The organism is Shinella sp. AETb1-6 (genome assembly GCF_009826875.1).
Classification (GTDB): domain Bacteria; phylum Pseudomonadota; class Alphaproteobacteria; order Rhizobiales; family Rhizobiaceae; genus Shinella; species Shinella sumterensis.
This window is the reverse complement of record NZ_WUMM01000007.1, coordinates 1-17,047: the sequence shown is the minus strand read 5'-3', so window position 1 is coordinate 17,047 and position 17,047 is coordinate 1. Positions and strand designations below refer to the sequence as shown.

At 64.3% G+C, this 17,047-nt stretch carries 15 protein-coding genes; 12 read left to right on the top strand and 3 right to left on the bottom strand.

The genetic code is table 11. The features are described 5' to 3' along the window. Nucleotides 1-211 precede the first annotated feature (211 nt). The 6 genes from GR158_RS13925 (at nucleotide 212) to GR158_RS13900 (ending at nucleotide 6,011) form a co-directional block, all read left to right on the top strand. Nucleotides 212-1,102 (top strand): metal ABC transporter substrate-binding protein, encoded by an 891-nt coding sequence (locus GR158_RS13925; RefSeq protein ID WP_134646081.1) that lies wholly within the window; start codon nucleotides 212-214, stop codon nucleotides 1,100-1,102. Then, the gene (locus GR158_RS13920; RefSeq protein WP_305851973.1) at nucleotides 1,099-1,968 is read left to right on the top strand and encodes a manganese/iron ABC transporter ATP-binding protein; all 870 of its coding nucleotides are present in this window, start codon (nucleotides 1,099-1,101) and stop codon (nucleotides 1,966-1,968) included. The genes GR158_RS13925 and GR158_RS13920 overlap by 4 nt, the downstream gene beginning before the upstream one ends. After that, nucleotides 1,965-2,837, top strand: coding sequence for a metal ABC transporter permease (locus GR158_RS13915; RefSeq protein ID WP_306037507.1), 873 nt, complete (start codon nucleotides 1,965-1,967; stop codon nucleotides 2,835-2,837). Before GR158_RS13920 ends, GR158_RS13915 begins: the two co-directional genes overlap by 4 nt. Further along, nucleotides 2,834-3,676, top strand: a complete 843-nt coding sequence (locus tag GR158_RS13910) for a metal ABC transporter permease (RefSeq protein WP_160871499.1) — start codon at nucleotides 2,834-2,836, stop codon at nucleotides 3,674-3,676. Before GR158_RS13915 ends, GR158_RS13910 begins: the two co-directional genes overlap by 4 nt. Before the next feature lie 110 nt (nucleotides 3,677-3,786). After that, nucleotides 3,787-5,022: an FAD-binding oxidoreductase gene (locus tag GR158_RS13905; RefSeq protein WP_160871498.1), complete on the top strand. Its 1,236-nt coding sequence runs from the start codon at nucleotides 3,787-3,789 to the stop codon at nucleotides 5,020-5,022. Between the two features lie 38 nt (nucleotides 5,023-5,060). After that, nucleotides 5,061-6,011, top strand: coding sequence for a nucleoside hydrolase (locus GR158_RS13900; RefSeq protein WP_160871497.1), 951 nt, complete (start codon nucleotides 5,061-5,063; stop codon nucleotides 6,009-6,011). A gap of 15 nt (nucleotides 6,012-6,026) precedes the next feature. On the opposite strand, the gene ung is transcribed toward GR158_RS13900, so the two are convergent. After that, nucleotides 6,027-6,722 (bottom strand): uracil-DNA glycosylase, encoded by a 696-nt coding sequence (ung, locus tag GR158_RS13895; RefSeq protein WP_134646089.1) that lies wholly within the window; start codon nucleotides 6,720-6,722, stop codon nucleotides 6,027-6,029. 89 nt (nucleotides 6,723-6,811) lie between these two features. Beyond that, on the bottom strand, nucleotides 6,812-7,978 hold the full coding sequence (locus tag GR158_RS13890; protein WP_160871496.1) for a dihydrodipicolinate synthase family protein: 1,167 nt from the start codon (nucleotides 7,976-7,978) through the stop codon (nucleotides 6,812-6,814). Between the two features lie 279 nt (nucleotides 7,979-8,257). Between GR158_RS13890 and GR158_RS13885 the strand changes: the two genes are divergently transcribed. The 5 genes from GR158_RS13885 to GR158_RS13865 are packed head-to-tail and all read left to right on the top strand — an operon-like array spanning nucleotide 8,258 to nucleotide 14,207. Beyond that, complete coding sequence (locus GR158_RS13885) at nucleotides 8,258-9,298, top strand: LacI family DNA-binding transcriptional regulator (RefSeq protein ID WP_160871495.1); 1,041 nt, start codon at nucleotides 8,258-8,260, stop codon at nucleotides 9,296-9,298. Next, entirely contained in the window at nucleotides 9,295-10,296 is a 1,002-nt protein-coding gene (locus GR158_RS13880; RefSeq protein WP_160871494.1) for a Gfo/Idh/MocA family protein, read from the top strand. The genes GR158_RS13885 and GR158_RS13880 overlap by 4 nt, the downstream gene beginning before the upstream one ends. Nucleotides 10,297-10,316: 20 nt before the next feature. Beyond that, nucleotides 10,317-11,930, top strand: a complete 1,614-nt coding sequence (locus tag GR158_RS13875) for an acyl CoA:acetate/3-ketoacid CoA transferase (RefSeq protein ID WP_134646095.1) — start codon at nucleotides 10,317-10,319, stop codon at nucleotides 11,928-11,930. Next, nucleotides 11,923-12,702 carry an enoyl-CoA hydratase/isomerase family protein gene (locus GR158_RS13870; protein ID WP_160871493.1) on the top strand — a complete coding sequence of 260 codons (780 nt, stop codon included), beginning with the start codon at nucleotides 11,923-11,925 and terminating at the stop codon, nucleotides 12,700-12,702. The genes GR158_RS13875 and GR158_RS13870 overlap by 8 nt, the downstream gene beginning before the upstream one ends. Continuing rightward, nucleotides 12,702-14,207 (top strand): aldehyde dehydrogenase family protein, encoded by a 1,506-nt coding sequence (locus GR158_RS13865; RefSeq protein ID WP_160871492.1) that lies wholly within the window; start codon nucleotides 12,702-12,704, stop codon nucleotides 14,205-14,207. Before GR158_RS13870 ends, GR158_RS13865 begins: the two co-directional genes overlap by 1 nt. Nucleotides 14,208-14,254: 47 nt before the next feature. On the opposite strand, the gene GR158_RS13860 is transcribed toward GR158_RS13865, so the two are convergent. Further along, nucleotides 14,255-15,307: a LacI family transcriptional regulator gene (locus GR158_RS13860; protein WP_371731646.1), complete on the bottom strand. Its 1,053-nt coding sequence runs from the start codon at nucleotides 15,305-15,307 to the stop codon at nucleotides 14,255-14,257. Between the two features lie 367 nt (nucleotides 15,308-15,674). On the opposite strand from GR158_RS13860, the gene GR158_RS13855 reads away from it, so the two are divergent. Next, nucleotides 15,675-16,886 carry an ABC transporter substrate-binding protein gene (locus tag GR158_RS13855; RefSeq protein ID WP_230640009.1) on the top strand — a complete coding sequence of 404 codons (1,212 nt, stop codon included), beginning with the start codon at nucleotides 15,675-15,677 and terminating at the stop codon, nucleotides 16,884-16,886. Nucleotides 16,887-17,047: the final 161 nt, after the last annotated feature.

Genomic DNA, 17,047 nt, shown 5'->3' with positions numbered 1-17,047 from the left:
GGGCGACGGACTTCTCTTGGAACGCAGAACAACGAACGCGCCGAGAGCGCGCGAACTGAGCGCACTCTACAAGCAGGGCGTTTCGGAAGTTTTAAGGGGGACGGGTTCATTTCGGCACATAGTTGCGAATGATTTGCAATAGCGTTGACAGCGGCCAAAAGCGCCCTATAGTTTAATGCAACTCATTCGCAAAAGCAGTTTAGGACCCTTCATGTTCCGCCGTTCGTTCAATGCCCTTATCCTCAGCCTGCCCCTTCTCGCCGTAGCGCCCGCCTTCGCCCAGGAAAAGCCGAAGGTGGTGACGACGTTCACGATCATCGCCGATATCGCTGCCAATGTTGCCGGTGATGCCGCAGTGGTGGAATCCATCACCAAGCCGGGTGCGGAGATCCACAACTACCAGCCGACGCCGCGCGATATCCTCAAGGCGCAGGACGCCAAGCTGGTGCTGTGGAACGGTCTCAACCTGGAACTCTGGTTTCAGAAATTCCTCGCCAATCTCGGCGACGTGCCGAACGTCGTCGTGAGCGACGGCATCGAACCGATGAGCATCGTCGAGGGCCCCTATCAGGGCAAGCCGAACCCGCATGCCTGGATGTCGCCGGACAATGCGCTTGTTTACGTCGAGAACATCCGCAAGGCGCTGGTCGCGCTCGATCCGGCGAACGCCGCGACCTATGACGCCAATGCCAAGGCCTATGGCGAGAAGATCAAGGCGCTCGACGAGGAGATGAAGGCGAAGATCGGCGCGCTGCCGGAAGAGAAGCGCTGGCTCGTCACCAGCGAAGGCGCCTTCAGCTACCTCGCCCGCGATTTCGGCCTGAAGGAACTCTTCCTCTGGCCGATCAACGCCGACCAGCAGGGCACGCCCAAGCAGGTGAAGGCCGTCATCGACGCGGTGCGCGAGCACAACATCCATGTCGTCTTCAGCGAAAGCACCGTCTCGGCCGACCCGGCCAAGCAGGTCGCGGCCGAAACGGGCGCAGCCTATGGCGGCGTGCTCTATGTCGACTCGCTGAGCGAAGCGGACGGCCCCGTCCCGACCTATCTCGACCTCTTGCGCGTGACGTCGGAGACAATCGTGGAAGGCCTCTCGAAATGATGATGGGAAGCAAGCCCAGGAAGGTCGACGGCATCGTCGCCGACAATGTGACGGTCACCTATCGCAACGGGCACACCGCCCTTCGGCAGGCCAGCTTCTCCGTGCCGAAAGGCACCATCACCGCCCTTGTCGGCGTCAACGGCGCCGGCAAGTCGACGCTCTTCAAGGCGATCATGGGCTTCGTGCCCATCGCCGCCGGAAATGTGACGATCCTCGGCCTTTCCGTACAGGAAGCCTTGAAGAAGAACCTCGTCGCCTATGTGCCGCAGGCCGAGGAGGTCGACTGGACCTTTCCCGTGCTGGTCGAGGACGTGGTAATGATGGGGCGCTACGGCCACATGAACTGGCTGCGCATCCCCTCCAAGCGCGATCACGAGATGGTCGACGAGGCGCTTTCGCGCGTCAACATGAGCGCCTATCGCAAGCGCCAGATCGGCGAACTCTCGGGCGGACAGAGAAAGCGCGTCTTCCTCGCGCGGGCGCTTGCGCAGGAAGGCCAGGTGATCCTGCTCGACGAGCCGTTCACCGGTGTCGACGTCACCACCGAGGAGCAGATCATCGAACTGCTCGGCAAGCTGCGCGACGAAGGCCGCGTCATGCTGGTTTCCACGCACAATCTGGGCAGCGTCCCGGATTTCTGCGATCGGACCGTCTTCGTCAAGGGCACGGTCATCGCCTCCGGCCCGACCGCCGAGACCTTCACCGAGGCCAATCTCGAAAAGGCCTTCGGCGGCGTGCTGCGCCACTTCATTCTCGGCGGCCAGGACCTGCACGACGACGAGGACAAGCGTTCGGTCAAGGTCATCACCGACGATGAGCGCCCGTTCGTCATCTACAGCGAGCGCGAGCAGGAGAAGGTGCCGTGACCGACCTGCTCCTCGAGCCCTTCACCTATGGCTACATGGTCAATGCCATGTGGGTGAGCGCGCTGGTGGGCTGCATCTGCGGCTTTCTTTCGGCCTATCTGATGCTGAAGGGCTGGTCGCTGATCGGCGACGCGCTCTCGCACTCCATCGTGCCGGGCGTGGCGGGCGCCTATATGCTCGGCCTGCCCTTCGCGGCGGGCGCGTTCCTGTCCGGCGGGCTTGCCGCCGCGGCCATGCTGTTCCTGAACCGTCAGACGCGGCTGAAGGAAGATGCCATCATCGGCATGATCTTCTCCTCCTTCTTCGGCCTCGGCCTCTTCATGGTGTCGCTCTCGCCCACCCCGGTGAACATCCAGACCATCGTGCTCGGCAACATCCTCGCCATCACCCGCGAGGACACGATCCAGCTCGCCATCATCGGCTTCGTCACGCTGGTCATCCTCCTTCTCAAGTGGAAGGACCTGATGGTCGCCTTCTTCGACGAGAGCCATGCCCGCTCCATCGGCATAAACCCGACGGGCCTGAAGATCCTGTTCTTCACGCTGCTCAGCGCCTCCACGGTCGCCGCCATGCAGACCGTCGGCGCCTTCCTCGTTGTCGCCATGGTGGTGACACCGGGCGCAACCGCCTACCTCCTGACGGACCGCTTCCAGCGTCTCATCGTGATCGCCGCCGCGCTCGGGGCGGGAACGAGTTTCGTTGGCGCCTATCTTTCCTATTTCCTGGATGGCGCGACCGGGGGCATCATCGTCGTGCTTCAAACGGCGATCTTCCTCCTTGCCTTCCTGTTCGCACCGAAACACGGATTGCTGGCCGCCCGCCGCAAAAGCCGGCTGGCGCTTGCAACCACCGAAAGCCTTCCGTCATGAGCGAAACGCTTGAACTCGCGCTCCTGCCCTTCCAGCTCGGCTTCATGCAGAATGCCTTTCTGGTGACGCTGATGATCGCCGTGCCGATGGCACTGCTATCCTGCTACCTCGTCCTGAAGGGCTGGTCGCTGATGGGCGATGCCGTCTCCCATGCCGTGTTGCCCGGCGTCGTCGGTGCCTATGTGCTCGGCCTGCCCTTCGCGGCCGGCGCCTTCGTCGCGGGCCTGTTCTGTGCGCTGGCGGCCGGCTACCTCAAGGACAACAGCCGCGTGAAGGAGGATACGATTCTCGGGATCGTCTTTTCCGGCATGTTCGCGCTCGGCCTGGTGCTCTATGTGAAAATCCAGCCCGATATCCACCTCGACCACATCCTGTTCGGCGACATGCTGGGTATCGGTGCTTCCGACCTTCTGGAAACCGCCGTCATCGCAGCGGCCTCCACAAGCTTCATTCTCGCCTTCCGCAAGGATCTGCTGGTCCATGCCTTCGACCGGCAGCACGCGTCGGCCATCGGGCTGCCGGTCAGGCTGCTGCATTACGGGCTGCTGGCCGTGCTGTCGCTCGTCGTCGTCGGCGCGCTGAAAGCTGTCGGCATCATCATCGCCATCGCCATGCTGGTTGCGCCGGGGGCCATCGCCGCGCTCCTGACGCGCCGCTTCCCGGCCATGCTGGCCGTCGCCGTGCTCGTCGCCGTCGGGTCCTCGTTCTGCGGTATCTGGCTGAGTTTCATCATCGACAGCGCACCGGCACCGACCATCGTGCTTTTGATGTCGATCCTCTTCGTTTTCGCCTTCCTGCGGCAGATCGCCCGCAACCGCAGGCCGGCCGAACAGGTCTGATCGAGACGCTTTGCGCGCTGTCGACAGCCATGCCGTTTGCGTTTATCGTCCCGCGCAAACGGCCGGCATGCTTCGGCCGCCAGCGTGGAAATCGACACAGACGGGACGGCATGGCGCATATCGGAATCGTCGGCGGCGGCATCATCGGCTGCGCCACAGCCCTTCATCTGCTTGAGCAAGGCCACAGCGTCACCGTTCTGGAGCGCGACGCCGGCGGCCTTCCCGCATCCGTCGGCAATGCCGGCATCCTGGCGGTGCCGGAAATCGACCCGATCGCCCGTCCGGACATGTTGCTCTCCGTTCCGAAATGGCTGCTCGATCCGCTCGGCCCACTCACCCTGCGATGGCAGGACCTGCCGGCACTTGCCCCGTGGCTCATCCGGTTGCTGCTCTGCGCCCGCGCCGGCAAGGTCGCCGCCAGCCGCGCCGCCCTGCTGCATCTCATGAAGACGGCCGAGGCCGACCATGTGCACCTCGGCCATCTCGCCGGTATTTCCGGCCATATGCGCGACACCGGCGCGCTGACGGTCTTCGATAACGTTGCCGCGCGCGACAAGGCGTTCGCCCACGAGGCGGAGAATGCCCGGCTGATCGGCTGCAATGTCGAGAAACTCGATCCGGAAGAGGCACGCCGCCGCGTGCCGGCCCTGCAGGGCACCTTCGCCGGCGCCATCTTCAACGATGGCTACCGCACCTTCGATTATCCGCTGACCTTCCTGCGCCGCTTGCAGGCTGTATTGCGCGAGCGCGCCACGTTGCTGGATGCGACGATCGCGTCCGTGGCGCAGGCCGCAGACGGCGTGACCGTCAGGACCGAGGGCGGGCGGGAGTTCACCTTCGACAAGCTGGTGATCACCGCCGGCGTCTGGTCGCGCCGCTTCGTGGCCGATCTCGGCCTGAAGGTGCTCCTGGAAACGGAGCGCGGCTACAACACGACCTTCATGAACCCGTCGACGATGCTCGAAATGCCGGTGTTCTTCTCCGAGCACGGCTTTGTCGCGACACCCTTCGAGAACGCCTTGCGCATCGGCGGCGCCGTCGAGCTCGCATCGCCGGAAGCGCCTACAAACTACAAGCGCGCCGCCGCCATGCGCAGGAAGATGCGCCGCTACGTGCCCGATCTTCAGGAGGAAGGCGGCACGGAATGGATGGGGCGTCGCCCCTCGACACCGGATTCGCTGCCGGTGATCAGCCTGCACCCGCGCGACCCGCGTATTGCCTTCGCCTTCGGCCACGGCCATCTCGGCCTGACGCTTTCCGCCACGACCGGACGCCACGTCGCCCGGCTGCTGGCCGGCGAACGCGACGATGCGCTTGCCCCCTTCTCCATCACCCGCTTCCAGTAAGCGGCACCTCTCATAAGAACAACAAGACAGAGAACCATATGCATAAGGTAATTTTCGACACGGACCCGGGCGTCGATGACGCCATGGCGCTGCTGTTCCTGCACAACCATCCCGAAATCGACCTGATCGGCATCACCACCGTCTTCGGCAATGCCTCTATCGAGACGACCACGCGCAACGCGCTGTTTCTCAAGCGCGAATGGGGCATCGATGCCCCCGTCGCCAAGGGCAACGGCCAGACCTACGATCCCGCACGCAACACGGCCGACTGGCCGGTGATGATCCACGGCCATGACGGACTGGGCAATATCGGCGTGCCCGAGACGATCGATCTTCCCGTCGATCCGCGTCCTGCCCACCGCTTCATCATCGACACCGTTCGCGCCAATCCGGGTGAAGTGACGCTGATTGCCGTCGGCCGCATGTCGAACCTCGCCGACGCGCTGCGGGAAGACCCTGACATCGCGAACCTCGTGAAGCAGGTCATCATCATGGGCGGCGCCTTTGACGTGCCGGGCAACATCACGCCCGCCGCCGAGGCCAATATCCATGGTGACCCGGAAGCGGCCGACGTGGTGATGGGCGCATCTTGGAACGTGGTCGTCGTCGGTCTCGACGTCACGATGAAAACCGTGATGACGCGCAAGCGCCTTGCTGAACTCACCGCAGCCAACGGCAGGCACCTGAAGCTGCTCTCCGATATCTCCCGGTTCTATATCGATTTCTACGGCCGGCACGTGCAGGACGAGGGCATGGTGGTGCATGACAGCTGCGCCTGCGTCTACCTCGTCGCACCGGAATTCTTCACCACCCGCCGCGGCGCGATCCGCGTCGTGACCGGCGGTATCGCGGACGGCCAGACCATCCAGAAGCCGGACGGTCGCGCTTTCCCGCCGGGCGACTGGGACGGCCTGCCGAGCCAGCACGCCTGCATCGGCATCGACGCGGAAAAGGTTATGGCCCTGCTTGACGAGACACTGGTGCGTTAAGAAGCAGCCGGCGCACTACTGAGGCGTCGCCGGCAACTGCCAGTCGATCGGCTTGCGGCCATGCTTTTCGAGAAAGGCATTTGCCTTGGAGAAGGGCTTGGTGCCGAAGAAGCCGTTATGCGCCGAGAGCGGCGAAGGATGCGGCGAGCGCAGCACGAGGTGACGGCGGCTATCGACGAAGGCCGCCTTCTTCTGGGCGTAGGAGCCCCAGAGAATGAAGACGACGGGCTTTTCCTGCTCGTTCACCACGCGGATCACCGCATCGGTAAAGCGTTCCCAGCCCTTGCCCTGATGTGAGGCCGCGCGGCCCATCTCCACCGTCAGCACGCTGTTCAACAGCAGCACGCCCTGTTTCGCCCAATGCTCCAGAGAGCCGTGCCGCGCCGGGGGAATGCCGAGATCATCCTGCAATTCCTTGTAGATGTTGACGAGCGAGGGCGGAATACGCACGCCCGGCTGCACCGAAAAGGACAGTCCCATGGCCTGTCCTTCGCCGTGATAGGGATCCTGGCCGAGGATGACGACGCGCACCTCGTCGAGCGGCGTCAGATCGAGCGCCCGGAAATATTCCGCGCCCTTGGGAAAGATCCGCTTGCCCTCCTGCTTCTGTTCCAGCAGGAAGGCTTTCAGCTCCGCCATGTACGGGCTGGAGAATTCCGCCGCCAGCGGCGCCTTCCAGCTCTCGCCGATCTTCACGTCGCCAGCCGTCATATCCTGCTCCCGTCACACATTTCGAGACCGGGAGTTTAACGCCTGACGGCGCGATCGACCGGCCAAACGGCCGGTCATCCACAGCTATCTCAGGAAACGCCGAGCACCGTCATCAGGCTTTTCATCCGTGCGGCCGCCAACTCCGGCTTGTCGAGCACATTGGCCTTGTCGGCCAGACGGAAAACATCCGCATAATGCACGACACCGCGGGCGGACTGCATGCCGGCCGGCATGGTGAAATGATCCTGGTGGCCATTCAGCCAGGCAAGGAAGACGACGCCCGCCTTGTAATACTGCGTCGGCGCTTCGAAGATCTTGCGCGACAGCGGAACCGTCGGTTCGATAATGGCCCGGAACGTTGCCACGTCGCCTGCCGCAAGTGAAGCCAGTGCCTGCGAGGCCTGCGGCGCGACGGCATCGAAGATGCCGAGCAGTGCGTGGCTGTACTTCACCCCGTCGCCTTCGATCAGTTCGGCATAGTTGAAGTCGTCACCCGTGAAGCAGAGCACCCCTTCCGGCAGGCGATTGCGCAGCGCCACTTCGTAGGCATTGTCGAGCAGGGAGATCTTGATGCCTTCGACCTTGGCGCGGTTCTCCCCGATGATCGAGATGACCGTATCAAGTGCCGGCTCGAAATTCTGCGAGCCCCAGTAACCCCGCAGTTGCGGATCGAACATGTCGCCCAGCCAGTGCAGCACGACCTTGTCCTTCGCCTGGCCGAGAATTCGGCCATAGACCTTGCGGTAGTCGTCCGGCGAGCGAGCGATGCGCGCCAGCGCCCGGCTTGCCATCATGATGGAGCGCCCGCCCTGCTTTTCGACAAAACCGACCTGCTCCTCATAGGCCCTGATGACATCATCAAGGGAACGGGCATCCACCGGGTTGAGGTGATCCGTGCCGGCACCACAGGCGAGGTCCGCGCCCGGCACCGTTTTCGCCTCGGCAAGCGAGCGGCGGATGAGTTCCTGCGCACCGGCCCAGTCGAGCCCCATGCCGCGCTGCGAGGTGTCCATCGCCTCGGCAATGCGAAAGCCGAGCGACCAGAGGTGATGGCGAAAGGCCATCGTGCGCTCCCAGTCGATGGCCGGCGCCTCCCAGGGCCGGGCGTCGCGGCGCGGATCGGAAACCACATGCGCGGCGGCATAGGCGATGCGGTTGAACGACGGCGTGGCTGCCGGGCGCGGTGTGGGCGTGCCCACCAAGGCATAGGCTTCTGTTCCGCCATCGGCGAGCGGCAGGGAAAGGCTGATTGACACGACATCCTCCCAAGGGTTTTCAAGCGCAATAATTTAGATCGTTCCAAATTTCAAGAGGCATTGCGATCTTCGCTTTCTACTTTGACCGCCCACGTCACGATACGGCCCTCTTCATCAAAACCGCCAAAACGCCCGTGGATGCACTGACGTTGCGCGACAGGATGCCTTAAAGAAGATCGACGACACCAAGATGCCGAAAATCCACTTGACATATTTGGAACGTTCCAATTAATTACCCGCCAACAAGCGAGCGAAAAGCTCGATGTCGGGAGGATGACAGTGAGCAAAAGCCGGGTGACCGTTGTCGACATTGCGCGCGCCGCCGGCGTGTCGAAGTCGACCGTCTCGCTCGTCCTGCAGGCAAGCCCGCTCGTCAATGAGGCGACGCGCGCCAAGGTGAACGCGGTCATCCGCGAGCTTGGCTATGTCTACAATCGCGGTGCGGCAAACCTGCGCCAGTCCGCCTCGTCGCGCATCATCGGCATCATCGTGAACGATCTGACGAACTCGTTCTTCGCCGAGCTCGCCGTCGGCATGGACATGGTCATGCAATCCGCCGGCTATGTGCAGTTCCTGTCGAACTCCGCCGAAAGCGTGGATCGCCAGCGAGAGGTCGTCGCCTCGATGCGCGAACACGGCATTTCCGGCCTGATCATCTCGCCAGCCCGGGGAACGGAAGCCGCCGACCTGAAACCGCTGGCCGCCAGCGGCATCCCGGTCGTATCCGTGGTGCGCAATGTGGTGGGCGCCAAGGTCTCTTCCCTCGTTTCCGACAACTATGCCGGCGCGAAGGCCGCCGTCGCACACCTCGTCTCGCTCGGCCACAGCCGCATCGCCTTTCTCGGCGGCATCGCCAACACCACCGTCTTTGCGGAACGGGTGCAGGGCTGGCGCGATGCGCTGGTGGAAGCAGGCTTCGAGGCGCCGGATATGCTGGTGATCGGCTCGACGGCCTCGCGCGCCGGTGGCGTCGCCGCCATCGAGCGCGCCCTGTCGCTGCCCGCTCCGCCGACGGCCGCGCTCTGCTTCAACGACGCGGCCGCCTTCGGCGTCTGTGACGGACTGCGCGCCGCCGGCAGGGAGCCCGGCCGCGACTTTGCAGTGGTCGGCTTCGACGACGTGATAGAGGCCGAGACCGCCGTGCCGGCGCTGACGACGGTTTCCGTCGATCCGCAGGGCATGGGCCGCCGTGCCGCGCAACTGCTGCTGAAGCAGATCAATACGGGCAAGGTGGAGCCCGAAGCCATCGTCGGTTCCGTGCGCCTCGTCGTGCGCCAGAGCTGCGGGGCGGGAGAAAAAGCAGGGAGGATGTCTGCATGACGCGGTGGGGTTTGATCGGGGCAAGCACGATTGCCCGTGAATGGATGATCGGCGCAATCCGCGCCACCGGCGGCGACGTCGTCTCCGTAATGAGCAGCAACGCCGAACGCGGCCGCAAATACGCCGACGACCACGGCATCGCCAAGGCCGTCACATCGCTCGACGACCTCGTGAAGGATCCCGCGATCGATGCCGTCTATATCTCCACGACCAATGAACTGCATCGCGACCAGGCGCTCGCCGCCGCGAAAGCCGGCAAGCATATCCTGTGCGAAAAGCCGCTCGCCATGTCGCTGGACGACGCCCGCGCCATGGTGCAGGCCGCGAAGGATGCCGGTGTCGTCCTGGCGACCAACCACCATCTGCGCAACGCGGCCACCCACCGCGCCATGCGCAAGGCCATCAAGGCCGGCCGCATCGGCACGCCGCTGGCGGCCCGCGTCTTCCATGCCGTCTACCTGCCGCCTCATCTGCAGGGCTGGCGCCTCGAAAAGCCCGAAGCCGGTGGTGGCGTCATTCTCGATATCACCGTACACGACGCGGATACGCTGCGCTTCGTTCTCGACAGCGACCCGGTGGAAGCGATCGCCCTCTCGCAATCGGGCGGCATGGGCAAGGCCGGGCTGGAAGACGCCGTGATGGGCGTGCTGCGCTTCCAGAATGGCGTGGTCGCGCAGTTCCACGATGGCTTCACGACGAAATTCGCTGAAACGGGGCTTGAAGTGCATGGCACCGAAGGCTCGCTGATCGGCCGCAACGTCATGACGCAGCGCGCGACCGGGTCTGTAACGCTGCGCGATGCCGACGGCGAGCACGACCTGCCGCTCGACCAGGCGAACCTCTATGAAACCGCGCTTTCGGCTTTCCATGCCGCCATCGCGGGCAACGGAAAGCCCTCCGCGACGGGCGAAGACGGCATCTGGTCGCTGGCGACGGGGCTTGCCGTGGTGGAGGCCGCGCGCAACGGCGGCGCGGTCAAGATCGCGCCCGGCATTTGAGACGAAATTCGGAACGGACAATGGGCAAGCACATCACACCGCGCGAGGCCGCAGACCTCATTCCTGACGAAGCCGTCGTTTCGGTCTCCTCGTCGTCGGGCCTCGGCTGCCCGGACCTCATGTTGCAGGCGATCGGCGCGCGTTTCGAAGAAACCGGCCACCCCAGGAACATCACCACGCTGCACCCGATCGCAGCCGGCGACATGAGCGGCATCAAGGGTGTCGACCATATCGCCCGGAAGGGCCTCCTGAAGAAGATTATCGGCGGCTCCTATCCCTCCGGCCCCTCCTCGTCCGAGCCGCCTCTGATCTGGCAGATGATCACCGGCAACGAGATTCCGGCCTACAATATCCCCTCGGGGATTCTCTTCGATATGCATCGCGAGGCCGCCGCCAAGCGGCCCGGCGTCATCACCAAGGTCGGCCTCGAAACCTTCGTCGATCCCACCCGCGAAGGCTGCGCCATGAATGCCGCGGCGTCGCAGGAACCGGTGGTGGAGAAGATCACCTTTGCCGGCGAGGAATGGCTTTACTTCAAGGCCATAGCACCGCAGGTGGCGATCATCCGCGCCACGACGGCCGACGAGCGCGGCAACCTGACCTATGAACATGAGGGCGCCTATCTCGGTGGGCTCGACCAGGCGCTGGCCGCCCGCAACAATGGCGGCATCGTCATCGCGCAGGTCAAGCGCATCACCAAGGATGGCGCGCTCAAGCCGCACGACGTGCGCGTCCCCGGCGTGCTGGTCGACTATATCGTCGTCGATCCGGACCAGAAACAGACGACGCAGACGCTCTACGATCCCGCCATTTCAGGCGAGATCTTCCGGCCGCTGGACACATTCCGCGTGCCTGAATTCAACATCCAGAAGGTCATTGCCCGGCGTGTCGCGCAGGAGCTCGAGGCGGGCAGCGCCGTCAATCTCGGCTTCGGCATTTCCGCCAATGTGCCCCGCATCCTGCTGGAAGAGGGTCTGCACGGCGCGGTGACCTGGGTGATCGAACAGGGTGCCGTTGGCGGCGTGCCGCTGCTCGACTTCGCCTTCGGCTGCGCCTCGAACGCCGATGCCTTCATGCCCTCGCCCTATCAGTTCACCTATTTCCAGGGCGCGGGCTTCGATGCGTCGCTGCTGTCCTTCCTGGAGATCGGCAAGGATGGCTCGGTCAATGTCTCGAAGCTTTCCTTCCGGCCGCATGTGACGGCCGGCGCCGGCGGCTTCGTGGACATCACGGCGCGGGCGAAGAAGATCGTCTTTTCCGGCATGTTCAACGCCGGCGCGAAGCTCGCCATCGAGAACGGCAAGCTCGTCATCGAGAAGGAAGGCAAGCTCAAGAAGTTGGTCGATGCCGTCGAGCATGTCACCTTCTCGGGCCCGCGCGGCGTCGCGCAGGGTCAGGACATCACCTATGTCACCGAGCGCTGCGTGCTGAAGTTGACGCCCGCAGGCATCGTGCTGACCGAAATCGCGCCCGGCGTCGATCTCCAGGCCCATATCCTCGACCAGTCGGAATTCGATCTCATCGTCTCGCCGGATATGAAGGTGATGGACGCCGCGCTCTTCACGGATGCGCCGATCGGCCTGACACTGCCGCAGAAGGCCCCGCGCACACTGGCGAGGGACAACCATGGCTGAGCCGCGCATCAGGGTGAGAGTCGAGGGCGCCGTTGCGATCATGACCGTCGCGCGGCCGGAAAAGGCGAATGCCTTCGACATCGACATGCTGAAGGAACTTTCCGCCGCCTGCGACGACGTCGAAGCCAATGCGGCCGTGCGCGTCGCGATCCTGACCGGCGAGGGCAAGGCCTTTTCCGCCGGCGGCGACATCCGCGCCTGGGCGGGCATGGAAGCCAATGAGTTCGGCCACGCCTGGGTGCGTTTCGGCCACCGGGTCTTCGAACGGCTGGCGACGCTGCGCATGCCGCTGATCGCCGCGGTCAACGGACACGCGCTGGGCGGCGGGCTGGAACTGGCGGCCGCCGCCGATATCCGCATCGCCGAAAGCCAGGTGAAGATCGGCCTGCCGGAGGCCGGTCTCGGCATGGTGCCCGGCTGGTCCGGCACACAACGGCTGGTCAAGCGCTTCGGCGCACAAGCCGTGCGGCGCATGTTGCTGGGCGGCGAGGTGCTGACGGCAGCGGAGGCCCTGGCGCTCGGCATCGTCGATCAAGTCGTCGAAACGGGCACGGCCGTTGACGCGGCCCGGGCCTATGCGGCCCGCATCGCTGTACGCGGGCCGGCCGCGACGGAAATTTCCAAGCTAATGATTTCCGTGGCGAATGGTGAGGATAACGGCGCGGCGGTGGAAGCGCTCGGCTCCATCCTCGTCGCCAAGACCGGGGACCTCAAGGAAGGTGTCGCCGCCTTCACGGGCAAGCGCCCCGCAGATTTCAAGGGAGAATGGTGATGACCGCGCATGTGAAGCCGAAGGCGCTGGAGAACTTCAAGGCACGCGATTTCCGCATGCTGATCGACGGGGCGTGGACGCAAGGTGCTGACAACGCAATCGAGCGCGTCGCGCCGGGTCACGGCGTCGTCGTCAGCCGCTATCCGGCCGGCACGAAGGCCGATGCCGAACGCGCGATAGCCGCCGCGCGGAGAGCCTTCGACAACGGCCCATGGCCCAACATGACCGGGGCGGAGCGCTCCAATATCCTGCTCAAGGCCGCAGACCTCATCGCCGCACGCGCGGACGAACTGGCGTTTCTCGACACGATCGAAAGCGGCAAGCCGATCAGCCAGGCCAAGGCCGAGCTGGGCGGCGCCGTGGATATCTGGCGCTATGCCGCGGCCCTCGCCCGCAACCTGCACGGCGAAAGCTACAACACGCTCGGCGATGGCACGCTCGGCGTCGTGCTGCGCGAGGCCATCGGCGTCGTGTCGATCATCACGCCGTGGAACTTCCCCTTCCTGATCGTAAGCCAGAAGTTACCTTTTGCGCTGGCGGCAGGCTGCACGACGGTCGTGAAGCCTTCGGAGATGACCTCCGGCTCCACGCTGGTTCTCGGCGAAATCCTCATCGAGGCCGGCGTGCCCGCCGGCGTCGTCAACATCGTCACCGGCACCGGCCCGGAGGTAGGCAGCGCGATGACGACGCATCCCGATGTCGACATGGTTTCCTTCACCGGCTCCACTGGTGTCGGCCGTCTCACCATGGCCAATGCAGCGCAGACGCTGAAGAAAGTCTCGCTGGAACTCGGCGGCAAGAACCCGCAGATCGTCTTCCCGGATGCCGATCTCGACGCCTTCGTCGACGCCGCCGTGTTCGGCGCTTATTTCAATGCCGGCGAATGCTGCAATGCCGGCTCGCGGCTGATCCTGCACGCGTCCATCGCGCATGACGTGACGGCGCGCATCGCGGAACTCGCGAAGAAGGTCAAGGTCGGCGATCCGCTCGATCCCACGACCCAGGTCGGCGCGATCATCACGCCGCAGCATCTCGACAAGATCGGCGCCTATGTCGACAGCGCGTCGAAGGCCGGCGCCTCGGTCGCACTCGGTGGCGGCGCGCTCGATCTCGGTCTCGGCCAGTTCATGGCGCCGACGATCCTCTCCGGCGTCAAGCCCGATATGGCCGTCGCCCGCGAAGAGGTTTTCGGGCCGGTGCTGTCGGTGCTGACATTCGATACGACGGAAGAGGCTATCCGCATTGCCAACGCCATCGACTACGGCCTGTCGGCCGGCGTCTGGAGCCGTGATTTCGATACGTGCCTCACCATCGGCCGCAAGGTGCGCGCCGGCACGGTCTGGATGAACACCTTCATGGACGGCGCGTCCGAACTGCCCTTCGGCGGCTACCGCCAGTCCGGGCTTGGCCGCGAACTCGGCCGCCACGCGGTGGAGGACTACACGGAGACCAAGACGCTCAACATGCATATCGGCGCACGCACCGGCTGGTGGATGCCGCGATGAACCGGATGGCCCCGACAACCAGGAATGGGACCGGCCGCGCCGCCCGCTCAGGGCGTCGGGAAACCGAATTGCGGTCCCAGCAGCATAGTCAGGTCTTCGGCACTCTCGCCGGCAATGCGGCGCAAGAGCAGCCGCCCCATCGCTTCGCCGGCAGCAGGCAGGTCTTCGTAGATGGTCTCGACCTTCGGCTGGATCTGACTGAGCAGGCGCGACGTCTGCTTGGCGACGATGTCGTATTCCGCGCAGAGCGTGAGGCCATTGTCGCTCATGCCGGTAATGGTCGCGAGCGCGGAGACCTCGCCGGGACAGGTATAACCGTCCGGCGGGTCGGGCTCGGCGCTGCGGCGGCGCACGTGGTCGCGGATCATGTCGGCGGGGCTGTCGAGATCGAGCGTCTCGGGGATCTCGTAAGCGACTCCCGCCTCGCGCACGGCGGTCATGAAGCCGTGCAGCATATACTGGTGGAACGTCAGCCGCCGGGGCGGCAGGATGATCGTGACCTTGCGCCGTCCCTTGGCGATCAGCCGCTTGGTCGCTTCATAGGCGAAGGCGAAGTTGTCGTAGTCGACGAAGGCATGCGGCGTGGAGAATTCCGTGCGCCCATGGGTCACGAAGGGAAAGCCGTTTTCCAGAAGCAGCCGCACGCGTGGATCGAAGGGCTCGGTGCGCGAAAAGATCAGGCCATCGGCCATGCCGTTGCGGATGATGTAGTTGACGGCATCGACATTGTTGCCGTCGAGAAAGTTCGGCGTGACGATAAGGTGGTAGGACGTCGCCTGCAAAGCGCGCGCAAGCCCATGCATGATCGAGGTGCCGAAGCCGAGGATTTCCTCGTGCGGGTCGAGCAGCACGGAGATGACGTTGGTACGGCCGGTCTTGAGACGCTGGGCGGCGCGATCCGGCAGGTAGCCGATTTCGGCAGCGACCGCATGAACGCGGCGGCGCGTGCTCTCCGAAATCTGCGGCGCATTGCCGAGCGCCCGAGAGACCGTCGTGATGGCAAGGCCCGTCATCTCGGCAATGGTTTTCAGCGTCGGCTTGCCCGCCCGGGAGACATTCGAAACGGCTTCTCGGACGGCGGACTTTTCGGTTGGAGACACGGCTGCAATTCTTCGGCTCGGGACGATCAATCGCCCGCACAATATCGAGGCGCCCAAAGCTCTGCAATCTTGCAGCGCACAGGAATTTATAACGTTTGCAATGCAGTGCACAATGTTTGGCCCCGCCCTAAAAATGGGCTGCCATCCCGAATGACAGGCCTTCTGAAATCGTGACCGGACGCTAAGCCACGGCGTCTTGACTTCGGAAATTTACAACGTTTTAAATTACACCGGCATTGAGCCAGAGAGACAATTCCGACGCCGCATGCGTCGGGGACATCGGCGGGAGGAGGTTCTCGCCCTTGAACTTGCAACCGGGAGGAAAACGATGCGCAAGTTTGTGACGACCACCGCGATCGCCGCGGTCATGATGGGCCTGGGCGGCACCGCCGCTCGCGCCGCCGAGAATGTGGAAGTGCTGCACTGGTGGACCTCGGGCGGCGAAGCCGCAGCGCTCGAAGTCCTCAAGAAGGACCTCGAATCCAAGGGCATCACCTGGACCGACATGCCGGTTGCCGGCGGCGGCGGCACGGAAGCCATGACCGTGCTGCGCGCCCGCGTCACGGCCGGCAATGCGCCGACCGCCGTGCAGATGCTCGGCTTCGACATCCTCGACTGGGCCAAGGAAGGCGCGCTCGGCAACCTGGACGAAGTGGCCAACAAGGAAGGCTGGGACAAGGTCATCCCGACGGCCCTCCAGCAGTTCTCCAAGTATGATGGCCACTGGATCGCAGCACCCGTCAACGTTCACTCCACCAACTGGATGTGGATCAACAAGGCGGCCCTCGACAAGGCCGGCGGCAAGGAGCCGACGAACTGGGACGAACTCGTCGCCCTGCTCGACAAGTTCAAGGAACAGGGCATCACGCCGGTCGCCCATGGCGGCCAGCCGTGGCAGGACGCGACGATCTTCGACGCGGTCGTGCTCTCCTTCGGCAACGACTTCTACAAGAAGGCCTTCATCGATCTCGATCCGGAAACGCTGGGCAGCGCCCAGATGAAGGAAGCCTTCGACCGCATGACGAAGCTGCGCTCCTACGTGGACGACAACTTCTCGGGCCGCGACTGGAACCTGGCATCCGCCATGGTCATCGAAGGCAAGGCCGGCGTGCAGTTCATGGGCGACTGGGCGAAGGGCGAATTCATCAAGGCCGGCAAGAAGCCCGGCGAGGATTTCGTCTGCATGCGCTATCCGGGCACGCAGGGCTCTGTCACCTTCAACTCCGACCAGTTCGCGATGTTCAAGGTCGCGGCTGACAAGGTTCCGGCCCAGCTCGTCATGGCCTCGGCCATCGAAAGCCCGACCTTCCAGTCGGCCTTCAACGTGGTCAAGGGTTCCGCACCGGCCCGTACCGATGTCTCGGACGAAGCCTTCGACGCCTGCGGCAAGAAGGCCATCAAGGACCTGGCGGAAGCCAACGCCAACGGCACGCTCTACGGCTCCATGGCCCACGGCCACGCCAATCCGGCTTCCGTCAAGAACGCGATCTACGACGTCGTGACCCGCCAGTTCAACGGCGAGCTTTCCTCCGAGGAAGCCGTCGAGGAACTGAAGTCCGCCGTCGAGGCCGCGAAGTAAGCGAACGAGGCCTCCCTTCACACCAGCCCTTTCCCCGCAAGCGGGGAGAGGGAGACGGAGAGGTCGCGGCATCGATCCTTCTCCCCAGCGGGGAGAAGGTGCCGGCAGGCGGATGAGGGGGACGGCGCGCAAACGAACCGTCGGAGCCCCCGCATCCGACC

What these genes read in the sequence shown, in the direction of transcription:
- GR158_RS13925 (WP_134646081.1), top strand. Translation starts at nt 212, where the DNA reads ATGTTCCGCCGTTCGTTCAATGCCCTTATCCTCAGCCTGCCCCTTCTC.
- GR158_RS13920 (WP_305851973.1), top strand. Translation starts at nt 1,099, where the DNA reads ATGATGATGGGAAGCAAGCCCAGGAAGGTCGACGGCATCGTCGCCGAC.
- GR158_RS13910 (WP_160871499.1), top strand. Translation starts at nt 2,834, where the DNA reads ATGAGCGAAACGCTTGAACTCGCGCTCCTGCCCTTCCAGCTCGGCTTC.
- GR158_RS13905 (WP_160871498.1), top strand. Translation starts at nt 3,787, where the DNA reads ATGGCGCATATCGGAATCGTCGGCGGCGGCATCATCGGCTGCGCCACA.
- GR158_RS13900 (WP_160871497.1), top strand. Translation starts at nt 5,061, where the DNA reads ATGCATAAGGTAATTTTCGACACGGACCCGGGCGTCGATGACGCCATG.
- ung (WP_134646089.1), bottom strand. Translation starts at nt 6,722, where the DNA reads ATGACGGCTGGCGACGTGAAGATCGGCGAGAGCTGGAAGGCGCCGCTG.
- GR158_RS13880 (WP_160871494.1), top strand. Translation starts at nt 9,295, where the DNA reads ATGACGCGGTGGGGTTTGATCGGGGCAAGCACGATTGCCCGTGAATGG.
- GR158_RS13875 (WP_134646095.1), top strand. Translation starts at nt 10,317, where the DNA reads ATGGGCAAGCACATCACACCGCGCGAGGCCGCAGACCTCATTCCTGAC.
- GR158_RS13870 (WP_160871493.1), top strand. Translation starts at nt 11,923, where the DNA reads ATGGCTGAGCCGCGCATCAGGGTGAGAGTCGAGGGCGCCGTTGCGATC.
- GR158_RS13865 (WP_160871492.1), top strand. Translation starts at nt 12,702, where the DNA reads ATGACCGCGCATGTGAAGCCGAAGGCGCTGGAGAACTTCAAGGCACGC.
- GR158_RS13855 (WP_230640009.1), top strand. Translation starts at nt 15,675, where the DNA reads ATGATGGGCCTGGGCGGCACCGCCGCTCGCGCCGCCGAGAATGTGGAA.